The sequence below is a fragment of the Clostridioides sp. ZZV14-6387 genome (genome assembly GCF_020657835.1).
Taxonomy (GTDB): Bacteria; Bacillota; Clostridia; order Peptostreptococcales; family Peptostreptococcaceae; genus Clostridioides; species Clostridioides difficile_A.
In genome coordinates this window covers 16,524-30,863 of the sequence record NZ_JAGWCW010000039.1, presented here as the reverse complement: position 1 = coordinate 30,863, position 14,340 = coordinate 16,524, and the positions used below count along the sequence as shown (strand labels likewise).

General features: G+C 27.9%; 19 protein-coding genes. 13 read left to right on the top strand and 6 right to left on the bottom strand.

Annotated features, from left to right (window positions below; translation table 11 throughout):
• The first annotated feature begins 353 nt into the window (after positions 1–353).
• The 5 genes from KGF38_RS18390 (at position 354) to KGF38_RS18370 (ending at position 3,655) form a co-directional block, all read left to right on the top strand.
• Complete coding sequence (locus KGF38_RS18390) at positions 354–494, top strand: hypothetical protein (protein ID WP_158245580.1); 141 nt, start codon at positions 354–356, stop codon at positions 492–494.
• 68 nt (positions 495–562) lie between these two features.
• Complete coding sequence (locus tag KGF38_RS18385; RefSeq protein WP_075050852.1) at positions 563–904, top strand: iron-containing alcohol dehydrogenase; 342 nt, start codon at positions 563–565, stop codon at positions 902–904.
• Positions 905–1,104: 200 nt separating this feature from the next.
• Positions 1,105–2,127 (top strand): spore photoproduct lyase, encoded by a 1,023-nt coding sequence (splB, locus tag KGF38_RS18380; RefSeq protein WP_074179331.1) that lies wholly within the window; start codon positions 1,105–1,107, stop codon positions 2,125–2,127.
• A gap of 185 nt (positions 2,128–2,312) precedes the next feature.
• On the top strand, positions 2,313–3,221 hold the full coding sequence (locus KGF38_RS18375) for an AraC family transcriptional regulator (protein WP_054268883.1): 909 nt from the start codon (positions 2,313–2,315) through the stop codon (positions 3,219–3,221).
• A 17-nt stretch (positions 3,222–3,238) separates the two neighbouring features.
• Positions 3,239–3,655 (top strand): DUF3788 domain-containing protein, encoded by a 417-nt coding sequence (locus tag KGF38_RS18370; protein WP_054268884.1) that lies wholly within the window; start codon positions 3,239–3,241, stop codon positions 3,653–3,655.
• A gap of 125 nt (positions 3,656–3,780) precedes the next feature.
• Here KGF38_RS18370 and KGF38_RS18365 read toward each other — a convergent pair whose 3' ends face one another.
• Entirely contained in the window at positions 3,781–4,389 is a 609-nt protein-coding gene (locus KGF38_RS18365; protein ID WP_054268885.1) for a TetR/AcrR family transcriptional regulator, read from the bottom strand.
• A gap of 124 nt (positions 4,390–4,513) precedes the next feature.
• Here KGF38_RS18365 and KGF38_RS18360 point away from each other — a divergent pair, with 124 nt between their 5' ends.
• The gene (locus tag KGF38_RS18360) at positions 4,514–5,479 is read left to right on the top strand and encodes an aldo/keto reductase (RefSeq protein ID WP_074179330.1); all 966 of its coding nucleotides are present in this window, start codon (positions 4,514–4,516) and stop codon (positions 5,477–5,479) included.
• Positions 5,480–5,600: 121 nt separating this feature from the next.
• Here KGF38_RS18360 and KGF38_RS18355 read toward each other — a convergent pair whose 3' ends face one another.
• Entirely contained in the window at positions 5,601–5,993 is a 393-nt protein-coding gene (locus tag KGF38_RS18355; protein WP_074179329.1) for a winged helix-turn-helix transcriptional regulator, read from the bottom strand.
• A 140-nt stretch (positions 5,994–6,133) separates the two neighbouring features.
• On the opposite strand from KGF38_RS18355, the gene KGF38_RS18350 reads away from it, so the two are divergent.
• A complete protein-coding gene (locus KGF38_RS18350; RefSeq protein ID WP_074179328.1) occupies positions 6,134–6,529 on the top strand; it encodes a pyridoxamine 5'-phosphate oxidase family protein in 396 nt (131 codons plus the stop codon).
• A 401-nt stretch (positions 6,530–6,930) separates the two neighbouring features.
• Positions 6,931–7,137, top strand: a complete 207-nt coding sequence (locus KGF38_RS18345) for a hypothetical protein (protein ID WP_054268889.1) — start codon at positions 6,931–6,933, stop codon at positions 7,135–7,137.
• 69 nt (positions 7,138–7,206) lie between these two features.
• On the opposite strand, the gene KGF38_RS18340 is transcribed toward KGF38_RS18345, so the two are convergent.
• From KGF38_RS18340 to KGF38_RS18325, 4 genes are all read right to left on the bottom strand, one after another.
• Positions 7,207–8,577 carry an MATE family efflux transporter gene (locus tag KGF38_RS18340; RefSeq protein WP_074179327.1) on the bottom strand — a complete coding sequence of 457 codons (1,371 nt, stop codon included), beginning with the start codon at positions 8,575–8,577 and terminating at the stop codon, positions 7,207–7,209.
• A gap of 366 nt (positions 8,578–8,943) precedes the next feature.
• Positions 8,944–9,153, bottom strand: a complete 210-nt coding sequence (locus KGF38_RS18335; protein WP_054268891.1) for a helix-turn-helix transcriptional regulator — start codon at positions 9,151–9,153, stop codon at positions 8,944–8,946.
• A 4-nt stretch (positions 9,154–9,157) separates the two neighbouring features.
• On the bottom strand, positions 9,158–9,469 hold the full coding sequence (locus KGF38_RS18330; protein ID WP_054268892.1) for a DUF6442 family protein: 312 nt from the start codon (positions 9,467–9,469) through the stop codon (positions 9,158–9,160).
• Between the two features lie 221 nt (positions 9,470–9,690).
• A complete protein-coding gene (locus KGF38_RS18325; RefSeq protein ID WP_176702499.1) occupies positions 9,691–10,257 on the bottom strand; it encodes a sugar O-acetyltransferase in 567 nt (188 codons plus the stop codon).
• Between the two features lie 311 nt (positions 10,258–10,568).
• Between KGF38_RS18325 and KGF38_RS18320 the strand changes: the two genes are divergently transcribed.
• The 5 genes from KGF38_RS18320 (at position 10,569) to KGF38_RS18300 (ending at position 14,199) form a co-directional block, all read left to right on the top strand.
• On the top strand, positions 10,569–11,003 hold the full coding sequence (locus KGF38_RS18320) for a helix-turn-helix domain-containing protein (protein ID WP_021382863.1): 435 nt from the start codon (positions 10,569–10,571) through the stop codon (positions 11,001–11,003).
• A gap of 224 nt (positions 11,004–11,227) precedes the next feature.
• Positions 11,228–12,322 (top strand): helix-turn-helix domain-containing protein, encoded by a 1,095-nt coding sequence (locus tag KGF38_RS18315; protein ID WP_021382874.1) that lies wholly within the window; start codon positions 11,228–11,230, stop codon positions 12,320–12,322.
• A 4-nt stretch (positions 12,323–12,326) separates the two neighbouring features.
• Positions 12,327–12,527 carry a PLD nuclease N-terminal domain-containing protein gene (locus tag KGF38_RS18310; protein WP_054275685.1) on the top strand — a complete coding sequence of 67 codons (201 nt, stop codon included), beginning with the start codon at positions 12,327–12,329 and terminating at the stop codon, positions 12,525–12,527.
• Positions 12,524–13,444: an ATP-binding cassette domain-containing protein gene (locus KGF38_RS18305; protein ID WP_413926765.1), complete on the top strand. Its 921-nt coding sequence runs from the start codon at positions 12,524–12,526 to the stop codon at positions 13,442–13,444. The genes KGF38_RS18310 and KGF38_RS18305 overlap by 4 nt, the downstream gene beginning before the upstream one ends.
• Positions 13,441–14,199 carry an ABC transporter permease gene (locus tag KGF38_RS18300; protein ID WP_074179326.1) on the top strand — a complete coding sequence of 253 codons (759 nt, stop codon included), beginning with the start codon at positions 13,441–13,443 and terminating at the stop codon, positions 14,197–14,199. Before KGF38_RS18305 ends, KGF38_RS18300 begins: the two co-directional genes overlap by 4 nt.
• The last annotated feature ends 141 nt before the right edge of the window (positions 14,200–14,340 follow it).

Here is a 14,340-nt window from a genome sequence, read left to right as displayed (position 1 = left end):
CCTAGGCTCTTTTGAACTTGGGATTTATTTTTTTATGCAAAAAAGGGCGTAGCACTATTTTCTAGTGCGACAGCCCCTTCTTTTTTTATGCTTAAATTTATAATTAAGATTTTAAGATTTAGCTATATAAATTATCGAAGAAGGTTTTCTAAGTATCTTAAAAACGATTTTAAAAGGTTGTTTTTAAAAAAAATTTATGTATTTTCTATTTATATAAAATAAAATGCAATGATTTAGAAGAAAAGAAAAAATAATCTTATTTTTTACTTATTTTTGTTATATTTCTATGGGCTTAAATCTATAATACAACATTCCAGATATTATGGAAAATAAAAACGAAAGGAGTCGCCCATATGAAAATATTTATTTTAAAAATACTAAAATGGTTTAAAGGTAGAAAAACTAGAAAAGAAAGCAGTATATCTGTAAATTTACATATAAAATCTAAGCTTATAAATCTAATTGTAAAATACAAAAATAAAAAGAAAAAATAATAGAAAAGAAAAAGGGTAACTTAAAAAGTTCAAAATATAGTTGTATAAAAAGTATTTAACCACATGGTATGGAACATCCTGTAAGTGGTCTTAGAGATGTAATGCATGGAAAAGGACTTGCAGCTTTGACTCCAAGCATTGTAGAAAGTTCATGGGATAGTGACATCGAAAGATTTGGAAATATATCAAAAATATTAGGAGGAACTTGTGCAGAAGATTGTTCAGATGCAATTAGAAATTTCCTTAAAAAAATAGATTTAGATATAAAACTAACTGATTTAGGTGTTGAAAAATCAGATATAGATTGGTTAACTGATAATTGCATGAAGATATCGGCTGCAAATATTAGGAGACATCCAAAAACTTTTAATAAAGAACAAATAAAAGAAATATACTACAAGTCTCTTTAACTTAATATTATACATTTAATTTTAGATAAATACATTTATTATCAGTAAGAAACTCATAAATAGTAGTGTACATATAGGAAATTAATCTTAAATTTTTATTTTACTTTCTAATAAATAAAGGTGCTTAAAAAAGGGAAGATTAACTAAGTAATATTTTATAAAAATCTTCAATTTAAAAACTTTGAGTAGAGGTGAAATAAATGTTTAATCCCAAAAGAATAATATTTGAAAAAGGAACTTTAGATACTGATGTTGGAAAAAACATATATGATAAATTTAAAGATAAAAAAGATGTAGAGATAATTAATATATCATCAAATAGAGTCAAGGAACATATTCCAGGTGAAAATCTATACGAGCAATATAGGAGTGGAAAACAGACCATGGTAGTTGGGATTAGAAAAAGCATGAAGTTTCAAACATGTAAACCTTCTGCTAATTATCAACTACCACTTGTCAGTGGATGTATGGGAAGATGTGAATATTGTTATTTAAACACACAACTAGGTGATAAACCCTTTATAAGGGTATTTGTAAATATAGATGAGATACTTGAACAAACAAAGAAGTATATTGAAGATAGAAAGCCACAAGTTACTATATTTGAAGGTGCAGCTACATCAGACCCAGTTCCAGTAGAGCCGTATACCAATTCATTGAAAAAAACAATAGAGTTTTTTGGAAGAGAAGAAAAAGGAAGATTTAGATTTGTTACTAAATACAGTGATGTAGATAGTTTATTGGATGCTAAACATAATAATCATACAGAAATACGATTCAGTATAAATACTCCTAGGATTATAGAAGGACATGAACATTATACAGCATCTGCTAATAAAAGAATAGAATCAGCTGTAAAACTTGCTAAAGCTGGCTATCAGATTGGTTTTATAATAGCTCCTGTATTTCTATATGAAGGTTGGAAAGAAGAATATAGAAGCCTTATTAGAAACATAAAAGAAGCACTACCAAAGGATTTTGATGGAAAAATTATATTTGAAGTTATATCTCATAGATATACTACTAAAGCTAAAAATAGAATATTAGAAATTTATCCAGACACATTGTTGCCAATGGAAAATGAAGATAGAAAGTTTAAATATGGTCAATTTGGATATGGAAAGTATGTATATGATAAAGAACAAATAGACGATATGAAAGAGTTTTTTCATAAGGAAATAAATGAAGTATTTGAAAATAGTTTAATAAAATATATAATATAGCAAATCTTTAAATTAGATTTGCTATATTTTATGTTTATATGTATTTTACATTTACTTAAAAAGTGATAAAACTCAGTATCATCATACAAAAAATTAAAAAAGGCACTGTATATCAAGAACATTTTTTTTAGTTTTGATAATATAAAGGTATAAGATTAATAACAATATTAGGAGGTACTTATAACTTGCATGCATGGGAATCTATTCAAATCACATTAGACTTAATAGAAGAAAGGTTATCAGAAGGAATCTCAATTAATGAACTGGCAAATGAAGCAAACCTATCACCATTTTACTATCAAAGACTGTTTAAAAGATTAGTCAATAAAACAGTGATGGAGTATATAAAACTTCGACGTCTTGCAAAAGCTTCTGAACATTTAGCAGAATATAAGAATCGTATACTTGATGTAGCTTTAAATTTTGGATTTGAAAGTCATGAGACATTTACACGTGCTTTTAAAAAAGCATATGGATTAACGCCAGAGGAATATAGAGCAAATCCAGTAAAACTTAATCAATTTGTTAAGCCAGAATTAATTTTAAATTATATTATGGTTGATGAAGGTGTACCACTTATTGCAGATGATATAGTAATTGAAGTAACTCGCAGAAGATTGAGGAATCCAAGGTCTTTTATTGGAATAGAAGGAGAAATACCTATTTGCCAGTTGATGGGTGGTGAGACAACTGGTATTGCGTTAGCAAAGGAATTATGGATGAAACTTGGAAGTCAAAAACACAATATACCAAATAAAATCCCAGGTGGAAATGAATTTGCTGCTCTTTATATGGGAAGTGCAAAAAAAGGGAATTGTATGTATATGGCAGGTATAGAAGTGGAGCCAGGTACATTGGTAGAAGGATATAGTACCTTTGAGTTACCTGCTAAAGAATATTTAGTATGTGGATTTGAAGCAGAAAATTTTAATGAGTTGGTCGATTCAGCTGTTTTTAAAGCAGATAAGTTTATGGAACGATGGATGAAGAATCATAATTTAATGGCCACTGATTTTGCGATTGAGATGTATTATCCTTCTACACCTGAAGTGGCATATATGGAGCACTGGACTGTTCCAGTACCTATTGAATAATAGAAGGGGGCATGAATATGGATTGGCAAGATATGTTTTTTCAAGATAACAAACCAACACCTGAACAAATCAAAGAGTTTATCAATAATCCATTATGGGACAATCTAAATAATGCTTTGATTTCAACTTATAATGTAGAGCCTAAGCTTGAATACAGTAAATGTTCAATGCAAAGAGGTTGGAATGTAAAATACAAAAAAAGAGGTAAATCATTGTGTACTTTATATCCACAAGAAGGTTCCTTTAAAGCTTTGGTTATTGTAAATGAGAGTAATAGAGTGGAAGTTGACTTATTTATTAATACTTGTTGTGATTATATCAAACAAATATACAGTGAGATAGATTTTTTTAATAGTAGTAAGTGGTTAATGATTCAAATAGATAATATATCTGTATTGAATGATACACTTGAACTGATTAAATTTAGAGCTTAATACATAAAACAGGATGACTTATATGAGCATCCTGTTTTTATATTAATTTTAGTAACTTATATGAATTAAATTAGTTTTTGTATCTTAATTTTTCATAATATTATATAACTTGAATTTACTAAGTATTATTTAAACTGATTTGATATAGAACTTAAATATATATTTTTTCCTTTATCAGTAAGGAACATAAAAATAATGCTCCATAAACAGTTTAGAGTACTTTCTATACTATCATGTTCATCAAGTTCTTTAGTACCAACGGGTTTATATATAAGTATTGTCAAAATACATTCAATAATGTTTTCTATTTGGTTAGGCATAGTACATTCCTGAACTAAATTAGAGTTTTGTAGATTGATGAAGCTTTCTTTTAACAACTGCTTAAGTTCTTTTATAAAATCAAGCTGAAATCTATATATTTTAGGGCTTATTTGAGATAATTGGTCATAATGTTTAAAATAGTATGCATTCTCATTTTGAATGTTTAGTGAATTTAAAAATAAATTATTTAAATCCTGTAAGGATTTAGGCATGTCTATTTTTTTATAGTTTTTATGTTTGTATTCAACTACCTCTTCAATCAAATCTTCCTTTTTTTTAAAATAATAAGTTAAGTTACCTACACTCATTCCCAAAGCATCAGCAACGTTTCTCATAGATACATTGTTATAGCCATATTCATTAAATAAGTCACGAGCTTTAATTAAGATATCCACTTTTGTTTGTTTTGCCATATTGAATCCTCCAATAAAAATTTATAATAACATTTATTTGACATTTTAGTACATTCGTACTACAATGTCAAGTAAAGTACGAGTGTACTAAAATAATATTTGTGTTATATTAGGAGGTCTTACAATGAGATACAAAAATGATAATTTAGAACTTTATAAAATTGGACTAGGTTGCGGAGGTATGGTAAATCTTGACAATAAAGCTGAGAATATAGCCACAATACATGAAGCTTTAGATAGTGGTATCAATGTGTTAAACACAGCTGACTTTTATGGAGCAGGTCAAAGTGAGATGATAATAGGTGAGGCTCTTAAAGGTAGAAAAAGAGAAGATGCCTTTGTATCTGTAAAAACAGGGGCTCTTGTTGCACCTAATGGTCAAATGTATGGTCTTGATGTCAATCCTTTTAATATAAAAAGTCACGTTGCACAGACTCTTAAGAGATTAAATTTAGATTATATAGACCTTTATCAACCTGCAAGAATAGATTTGGCTATACCAGTAGAAGAGACTATTGGAGCTATTTCTGACTTAGTAAAAGAAGGATACATAAAACATATAGGTATTACTCAAGTTGGTGAAGATGTTTTAAGAAGAGCTAATAAGGTTCACCATATAAGCTTTATAGAAGCTGAATATTCTTTATTTAATAGAGATATAGAAGAAAATATATTACCAACTGCTAGAGACTTAGGAGTAGGGGTTGTCGCTTTTGGGGCTCTTGCTCATGGTCTTTTAAGTGGAGTATGCTCAAAATCTAATGCTCAAAGATATAAGTGGATACCTTTATTCTCTGATGAGAATATAGAGAGAAACCTTGAACTTGTAGAGAACTTAAGAGAAATAGCAAATGAAAAAGAAGCTACTATTCCACAAATAGCTCTTGCATGGGTTTTATCAAAAGGCGATGATATTATAACCTTGGTTGGAGCATCAAGAAGAGTTACATTATTAGATTCTCTAAAAGCTAAAGATATTAAATTGAGCGATGAAGATATAAGAAGGATTGAAAATGCTATAAACAAGAATAAAATTTTAGGTGCAAGTTTTCCAAATATGAGATTTAAGAATGGCAAGGTAGTTAAGTAGGGCAGTATTCATATTTAAGTTTTAAGCCACTCTGTATAATGTGAACTGTCTCCTAAGAGGGGTATAGTTCATAAAAGAGTGGCTTTTTGTAATCAATTAAATAAACTTAATATATCTCAATTTATTTTATTTTTCGACATTCCTTACAATTAAGCCCACATATGCTTTTTTCTTGCATATTTATAGCTCCCCAATTAGCAAATTGTTGTAAAATAGGCACAATACTTTTGCCTTTACTTGTCAATGTATATTCAACTTTTGGAGGAATTTCATTATATTGTTTACGATTAATAATGCCATCAGACTCTAAGTCTTTTAATGATTGAGCTAGCATAGTGTTTGTAATTCCATCTAGTTTTCTTTTTATGCTACTATATCTAATCGGATTATCAACTGCCAACATACATATAATAGGTAATTTCCATTTACCACCAACAATATCTAGTGCATAACGTATTGGACAGGTTAATTCTTCAATCTTTGTAGTCGTATTTTTTTCATTATCTAAAATCATTATAATTACTCCTTATCTATAGTAGTATCTTTTTTATACTTTATCAGAAAAAACTGCATACTTGTTTTTTTTGTATTTTATATTAAAATTATATCAAAGGATAATCCTTAATACAAGTATTTAAAAGGGGTGTAAAAATTATGAAAGTATTAGAATTTTTGAACAAAGCAGGAGTTTATTATTTAGCAACAGTTGATGAGAACAATCAAGCGCATGTGCGTCCTCTAGGATTTGTTATGGAATATGATGGGAAACTTACATTTTGCACATCTAATCAAAAAGATATGTTTAAGCAACTTATTTTTAATCCAAAGCTTGAGATTTGTTGTATAGACCAAAAACTTAATACTCTACGTATTTTGGGTGAAGCAGTATTTGTTACATCAAAAGAAACACAAGCTAAGGCACTTGAAATAATGCCAAGTCTAGGTCAGATGTATTCTGTAGGAGATGGTAAGTTTGAAATATTCTCTATTGATAAGGCAAAAGTTAGTTGCTGTTCAATGAGTGGTAAAAAGATTGATGTAGAGCTTTAATTATAATGGAATTGATATCCATAGTGAAAATAAAGAAAACGTTATTACTAAAATAATGACAAATTTAACTTAGATGCAATAAAAAAATTTAAGTAATGAATTTGTAAAAATATTTAGTTATTAGATTTGTATTTCAACAATGACATATTGTGTTGAATAATTACATAATAAAAATAAGAACAATTAAAATTTATTTTCTGATGGAGTAAACTTCCTTTAAAAAATAGTTTAACTATTAGCGATTTTTCTTAAATATGAATAAAATATGATAATTATAAAAAATTGCTACTTATTATTTGTATATTTTTCTATATAAATAATAAGTAGCATGATGTTATAAATTAATAGTGATAGAATATAAACTAATAGATAAGATATAATTTTAAAAGGAGTGATATGAAGTGAGTAAATATAGTTCTTTATGGGAATATGTCAAGAAATCTGGTAATCAATCATTTAAATTAAATTTTGAAGAAATAAAAGATATTGCAGGGATAGAGATAGACCATTCGTTTTTGAAATATAAAAAAGAATTAAATGAATATGGATATCAAGTAGGAAAAATCTCTTTAAAAGAGAAGACTGTTATTTTTAATAAAATTGATTAATATATTAATAATTACATATAATAAAATAATTTGTATTGACTAACATTAAAATTAAAAATAAAGTAAATCTTATATAAGACTTACTTTATTTTTAGTTGATTCTTTTTTTAGTTTTATACTATAAGGTATATATAAAACTGCACCTATTAAAAATGTTATAATTTCTGTTACTGTCATAGACCATATTAGCCCATCAAGTCCATAAAAATAGTTAAGCAATATTACTATAGGTATATACAATCCACCTTGGCTTATAGACATTATACCTGTTTCAACGCCTTTTCCTGATGCTTGATATATTGTCATAAATAAGGATGTAACTCCATTGAATAAGGCAGATACTAGCATAGCTACCAATACATAAGTTCCTATTTCAATAACTGATGTATCAACTGAGAATGTTTGTATTACTTGAGTTCTAAATATATAAACAACTCCTGAAAATACAACTGCGATTACAAATATGAATAAAGCAGAATACTTTATACTTTCTTTTAAACGAGGTATGTTCTTATTAGAGAAATTATATGCTATAAGTGGCATTACACCTAAAACAATACCCATAACAAAGAATTCTGGAATTTGAGCAATTCTAAGTGCTATACCAAAACTAGCAACTATGTTATTTCCATATTGCATAGAGTAATTATTGGATAATAGTGTAGTCACAATTAAGAAAGAGCATTGGATTAATTGGGATACACCAACTTTATATATTTCAACTTGGCTATTTATGCTGATTTTTATGTAATGTAAAAATCCTCTAAGGTTCTCGCTTTTAACATTTAAATACCAAACATAATAAGCACTAGAAGCAATATTAGAAAGCATCATTGATAATGCAGCACCATATACGTGCATATTAAGAACCAGTATAAATAAAACATCTAATATGATACTAATTATTACACTTACAAACATACCATACATAGATTCTTTTGATGCACCTTCAGACCTTACAATTTGCTCAAGAGAGAAGTTCAATACAATAGAGAATCCACCAACAAATAGTGTAATCGCATATTGTTTTGTATATTCAAATGTAGCCATATCAGAACCTAATAATTTAACAATAGGATTCATTAGTAAGTAACCAATTAGACCTATCAATAGACCCGTTATAATACTTGCATAAAAAGTATATCCAGCAATTTTCTTGGCTTCATCACTATTATTTTGTGCAATTAGCCTAGTTATGAATGTACTGCCACCAACACCAAACATATTTCCAAAAGCCATTAGAATTGTAAATATAGGGAGTCCCAATGTTATTGCACTAAGCATAGCTGTGTCATGAACTAATCCTATAAAGTAGGCATTAATTACATTATAAATAGTTCCAGCTGACATTCCTATCATCATAGGAATAGATAAATAAAGAATAGTTTTTTTTATTGGTTCTTCTTTTAAATATTTAATATTTGATTTTTCATTTTCCATGTTATCCTCCTAAATAATATAAATTATAATGATAAGGCACCTTATGAAATATATTATACAGGTACCTTAACAATTTTGCAACATATTTCTTAAGGTACCTGTATAATTGCGCTATATTTGGGTAATATATAGACTTAAAATTGAGTTTTTTTTTAAACAGAAGAGGCTCTAATAAATATGGAATATAAGGTATTAAGGAGATGGATGAGACTTTAAAATAAATAAAAGAGTAAAGTGATAAGATAATAAATATCTAATCATTTACTCTTTTATTTATTTATATAAATCTTTTTATTTTAAATTTTGGAAGTTGATAATATATATAATGACTACAGTTTCTTTTATATTTTATGGCTACAATAGATTTTATTCAAAGTAAAATAAATCCTCAAATTTTTTATCTAGAGCTATACATAAAATAAGTGCTAATTTTGCTGTTGGGTTAAACTGACCTGTTTCTATTGAACTAATAGTGTTTCTTGACACACCAACCATTTCAGCTAGTTGACTTTGAGATAATTTTTTCTCTGTTCTTACTATTTTTAAGTGATTTTTTAATATTAATTCTTCATTCATATGCTTACCTCAATGATGATAAAACAAAATTAGTCAATGAGAATATAGTTGTAATTAAGAAACCAATAGCCAAAATCAAATTCTTTTTTTCATGTGTGAATTGGTATTTTGCTATATTTTCAGCAAGACCAAATGTCCAAAATAAAGCAGATACTGCATCACTCTTTTGTCCAATAAAGGTGTTAAATATTACAATGAAAGCGAAGACACATGTGAAAATTGAATATCCTATTTTTCTACCTTTATTTTCAATGTACTCTAATCCTTCATCTTTATTGGATTGACGACTCTTACTTAAGATTTCTTCTTTATTCATATGAGACACCTCCTAATTAGATGCCAAGTTTACTTGGTATTTTAATTATATCATGCCAAGTTTACTTGTCAAGAACTTTGACAATAAAACTTGGCATAAATATGATATTAATCAATAAAAAAAGACAAACTTAATTAAATTAAGAATGTCTTTTTTTATTGAAACACTATAATAATATTCTATTAATCCAACAACTAAACTTCAACTTAGAATCTAATAATCTAACATATATTCTTTATTATCTTAGCAGGTACACCTGCAACAACAGTATTTGGAGGTACATCTTTTGTGACTACTGCTCCTGCTGAAACAACAGCATTTTCACCTATTGTAATACCTGGCATAATCATTGCTCCTGCTCCTAACCAAGCATTCTTCTTTATAACTATAGGTGTAGACACAGTGGAATGCCTTTTAGATGGTTCTAAAGGATGATTTATTGTTATAAGATTTACTTTAGGTCCAATAAGTACATCATCTTCAATCGTAATGCCACCTCTATCCATAAATGTACAGGCATGATTAATAAATACATCCTTTCCAACTCTTATATTTTTTCCAAAGTCTGTGTAAAATGGTGGTATTAAATATAAGCTTTTATCGACTTCAACACCTGTAAGTTTAGAAAATAATTTTCTTATTTCTTTTTTAGTATGATACGAGTTATTTAGCTCAGCAGTTATTTTTTTAGCCCTTTCTATTACATATCTTATTTTATCCATATCTGGGTCAGAATCTGAAATTACTTCGCCAGATTTGTCTCTCTCAAATATATCTATATTACTCATAAATTTCCTCCTATTGATTTTACTTACAAACTGTACAATATCTCTATGTAAAACTCATTATGTTTACTCAACTCTTAAATAGAGTATACTACTTGGAGTTAACTACAACACAAGCCTTTTTTATTATTTAAGAATAAATAATTAATTTTTATCAAAAAATCTATAATTAAATATTAATATTGTTTATATAGAATGTTTCATTATGTATGTAAACTAAAGTTTACATATTTCAAACCTTACTTTGTAGAACAGTTGAGTTTAATACTTTATAATTGAAATATAATTATTTTAAATTGAAAGGGGCTTAATATATGAATTTAGGAGACAAGATTACAAAACTAAGAAAGAAATATAATTATTCTCAAGAATTGTTGGCTGAAAGACTAAATGTATCTAGACAAACTATTAGCAAGTGGGAATTAGGGCAAGCTAAGCCAGACTTAGAAAATATAAAAAATATATCAAAGCTATTTAATATTACTTATGATTACTTGATTGATGAAAGTAATTTATGTTCTAAAGATATAACTGATAATATTAGTAAGGATGTTGACTGGACAAAAGCATGGAGCTCTAAGTATCCTATTTTAGAAGCATATGTTGATATAGAGGGGATAGAAAAGTATCAAATAGCTATTGAAGAATTATATTCAAGATTTGAAAAAGAATACAAGATGAGCAATGAGAATAATGTACTTATATTAAAAGATATTTTATACAAGGCGTTTAAAAAGCATGATAAATAAAAACTATATTTGGATATATTCATCTGTGGTTTTGTATAAAAATGTGGAAATAATTGGGATAAATAAAAAATTATATAAATTAAATTTAAAAATATATTTAAGCAGGTATCTAAGATACCTGCTTATTTGTTTCTCTATGGTTGATTTTTTCATCAAAAGTCAACTTTAAATCGCTTGTTAGGTTCATGGATTTAAGGATATAATTATACAAAGGAGGCGTTGATATGAATGAATTAAACATTGCAAAAACACTAATTTTAAAGCGTAAAGAAAAAGGAATTACACAAGATGAACTTGCAAATTATATAGGTATCTCTAAAGCCTCTGTATCTAAATGGGAAACTGGGCAAAGCTATCCTGATATCACTTTTTTGCCACAACTCGCGACATATTTCAACATTACAGTTGATGAATTAATTTGTTACGAACCGCAAATGATTAAGGAAGATATTAATAAACTATATCAGCGATTGTGTAAAGATTTTACTGTTAAACCATTTGACGAAGTTATGGATGAAATACGAGAAACCATAAAGAAATATTATTCATGCTTTCCTTTGATTTATCAGATGGGTGTTTTAATAATTAATCATTATGACCTTGTAGATGAAGAAAAACGTGAACTATTAATTAGTGAAGCATTAGAAATTTTTATTCGAATACGAGAAACAAGTGATGATATAGAAATTTGTCGTCAGTCAAAAGGTATGGAGGCAACCTGTTATATCTTGTTAAATCAACCTATAGAAGTTATTGACTTATTTCAAGATAGCAATTTTCCCATGGTAAATGAAAGCATACTCCTTGCACAGGGACAAATGATGAATGGTCAAACTAGTGAAGCTAATGAAACGTTACAGATAGGAGCATATCAGAATCTTACGTTGTTAGTTCAAGATTTAGTGGGACTTCTGCAAAACTCAGATAAATCACAAATTGAAGAAATAGAAAGACGTATTTTAATGATTTCAGATACTTTTGACCTTGATGCATTATCTCCTGGCATTATGTTTTCTGTATATTTAACACAGATACAAATGAATTTAATACATGGAAATACTAAAGGAGCTATTAAGTCATTACAAAGATATGTAGATTTGGCAATGAGTGATATATATCCAATTATGCTACATAGTGATGACTTTTTTAATCATATCGATGGCTGGATTTCTGAGATTGGAACAGGTATTACACGTGATGATACAATTGTAAAGGCAGGTATTGTTGCTGCTATTAAGAATAATCCTATGTTCTCTGTATTAAATGAGAACAAAGAATACAGATTTCTTATAGAAAAATTATCTTTATTGGAGGAATAAAATTATGGAAAATTTAATGGAAAATTTACCACTGTTACTTCCTATTATTATTTTAAATTTAATACTCGTAATTACTGCACTTATTCATATAATAAAACATCCAAATTATAAAATTGGTAATAAGGCAATATGGATTCTTTTAGTGTTATTTATAAGTATAATAGGTCCCATTTTATATTTCACTATAGGGAGAGGTGATGAATGATGAATATTGTTTCAATAAATGGGTTATCAAAAAGTTTTGGTAAACGAAAGATAATAGATAATCTAAATCTTACTGTACCAGAAGGGTCAGTTTTTGGCTTTGTAGGTAAGAATGGTGCAGGCAAGACTACAACAATGAAAATGGTGCTTGGGTTACTTGAAACAGATAGTGGAACTATAAATGTTTGTGGTGAGAAAGTGACCTATGGAAGAACAAGTTCTAATCGCCATGTAGGTTATCTACCTGATGTTCCAGAGTTTTATAACTATATGAGACCACTTGAATATCTTTCTCTTTGTGGAGAAATCACAGGGCTTTCAAAACAAGAAATAAAGTTAAGAAGTGAAGAGTTGTTATCACTTGTAGGACTTGGAAATGAAAAGAAACGAATAGGTGGATTTTCTCGTGGAATGAAGCAACGTCTTGGGATAGCTCAAGCATTACTTTCACGTCCTAAATTACTTATTTGTGATGAACCAACAAGCGCACTTGACCCTGTTGGTAGAAAAGAAATATTAGATATTATGTTTAAAATCAAAGACTCAACAACTGTAATATTTTCAACACATATACTGTCTGATGTTGAAAGAATTTGCGACCATGTTGCTATATTAAATAACGGAAGCATTGCTCTTAGTGGTACACTTTCAGAAATAAAAAGTATGCACGGAAAAGATAGACTTTTATTGGAGTTTTCAAGTAATGATGAAATCCAAGTATTTAAGTCTAGTAGTAGGATTAAATCCTTACTTAAAGATTCAGAAGAGACTAATATGGAAATTATTTTCCATGGTAAAGATATAAAATCAATACAACAAACAGTCATATCTACACTTGCAGAAATGAATCTTTGTCCAATAAAGATGGAATTAATAGAATTGTCACTTGAAAATTTATTTTTGGAGGTAGTAAAGTGAGAGAATACATAGCATTTACAAAAAAAGAATTTGTAGAGAACGTAAGAAATTACAAATTATTTAGTCTGATTACTTTATTTTTAATATTTGGAATAATGAGTCCTCTTTCTGCTAAATTTATGCCAGACTTAATTGCTCATTTTGCCCCAACGTTAAAAGTTACTGCTTTACCAACTGCTTTAGATTCTTGGACACAGTTTTCTAGTAATATCTCTGGTCTTGGAATGAGTTTAACTCTAATTATTTTTTGTAATATTTTATCAAACGAATATTCTAAAGGAACACTTGTCATTATGTTGACTAAAGGATTGTCACGTTCGTCTGTAGTATTATCTAAATTTTCTATTGCAGTAATTATTATGACCATTGGTTTCTGGATGAGTTTTTTATGTACTTATGGTTATACAATGTATTTTTGGCCAACTGCAAATCTTAATCATGTTGTATTTTCAGCATTTAACTTATGGATAATTGGTATTATGTATATTACTATATTAATTCTTGGATGTGTACTATTTAGACCAGCATTTGCAAGTGTATTACTTGTATTAGTAGTAACCCTTGCTTTGAGTTTAATTTCTATTCCTAAGCAGATTGCACTTTATACCCCTAATTTCATATTATCAAAAAATATAGATTTGATTTCAGGGAAAGTGACAGCTCCAGAATTTATTATTCCAATCATTGTAACAATTATTATTTCAACAGTGTGTCTGTTATCAGCTGTTATTTTATTTAATAAAAAACCAGTTTAATGATATCTTTATTATAAATGTAAATAGCAATATATTGTGTAGAAATAAACTTAATAATGTATAAGAATATATCTAAGCAAAAAAGACTTGAACTTAAGTTTCAAGTCTTTTTTTGTTTTAGTTGTACTCATTCTATTTTAT

What these genes read in the sequence shown, in the direction of transcription:
- KGF38_RS18360 (WP_074179330.1), top strand. Translation starts at nt 4,514, where the DNA reads ATGAGATACAAAAATGATAATTTAGAACTTTATAAAATTGGACTAGGT.
- KGF38_RS18350 (WP_074179328.1), top strand. Translation starts at nt 6,134, where the DNA reads ATGAAAGTATTAGAATTTTTGAACAAAGCAGGAGTTTATTATTTAGCA.
- KGF38_RS18325 (WP_176702499.1), bottom strand. Translation starts at nt 10,257, where the DNA reads ATGAGTAATATAGATATATTTGAGAGAGACAAATCTGGCGAAGTAATT.
- KGF38_RS18390 (WP_158245580.1), top strand. Translation starts at nt 354, where the DNA reads ATGAAAATATTTATTTTAAAAATACTAAAATGGTTTAAAGGTAGAAAA.
- KGF38_RS18315 (WP_021382874.1), top strand. Translation starts at nt 11,228, where the DNA reads ATGAATGAATTAAACATTGCAAAAACACTAATTTTAAAGCGTAAAGAA.
- KGF38_RS18305 (WP_413926765.1), top strand. Translation starts at nt 12,524, where the DNA reads ATGATGAATATTGTTTCAATAAATGGGTTATCAAAAAGTTTTGGTAAA.
- KGF38_RS18385 (WP_075050852.1), top strand. Translation starts at nt 563, where the DNA reads ATGGAACATCCTGTAAGTGGTCTTAGAGATGTAATGCATGGAAAAGGA.
- KGF38_RS18340 (WP_074179327.1), bottom strand. Translation starts at nt 8,577, where the DNA reads ATGGAAAATGAAAAATCAAATATTAAATATTTAAAAGAAGAACCAATA.
- KGF38_RS18370 (WP_054268884.1), top strand. Translation starts at nt 3,239, where the DNA reads ATGGATTGGCAAGATATGTTTTTTCAAGATAACAAACCAACACCTGAA.
- KGF38_RS18365 (WP_054268885.1), bottom strand. Translation starts at nt 4,389, where the DNA reads ATGGCAAAACAAACAAAAGTGGATATCTTAATTAAAGCTCGTGACTTA.
- KGF38_RS18355 (WP_074179329.1), bottom strand. Translation starts at nt 5,993, where the DNA reads ATGATTTTAGATAATGAAAAAAATACGACTACAAAGATTGAAGAATTA.
- splB (WP_074179331.1), top strand. Translation starts at nt 1,105, where the DNA reads ATGTTTAATCCCAAAAGAATAATATTTGAAAAAGGAACTTTAGATACT.
- KGF38_RS18320 (WP_021382863.1), top strand. Translation starts at nt 10,569, where the DNA reads ATGAATTTAGGAGACAAGATTACAAAACTAAGAAAGAAATATAATTAT.
- KGF38_RS18330 (WP_054268892.1), bottom strand. Translation starts at nt 9,469, where the DNA reads ATGAATAAAGAAGAAATCTTAAGTAAGAGTCGTCAATCCAATAAAGAT.
- KGF38_RS18335 (WP_054268891.1), bottom strand. Translation starts at nt 9,153, where the DNA reads ATGAATGAAGAATTAATATTAAAAAATCACTTAAAAATAGTAAGAACA.
- KGF38_RS18310 (WP_054275685.1), top strand. Translation starts at nt 12,327, where the DNA reads ATGGAAAATTTAATGGAAAATTTACCACTGTTACTTCCTATTATTATT.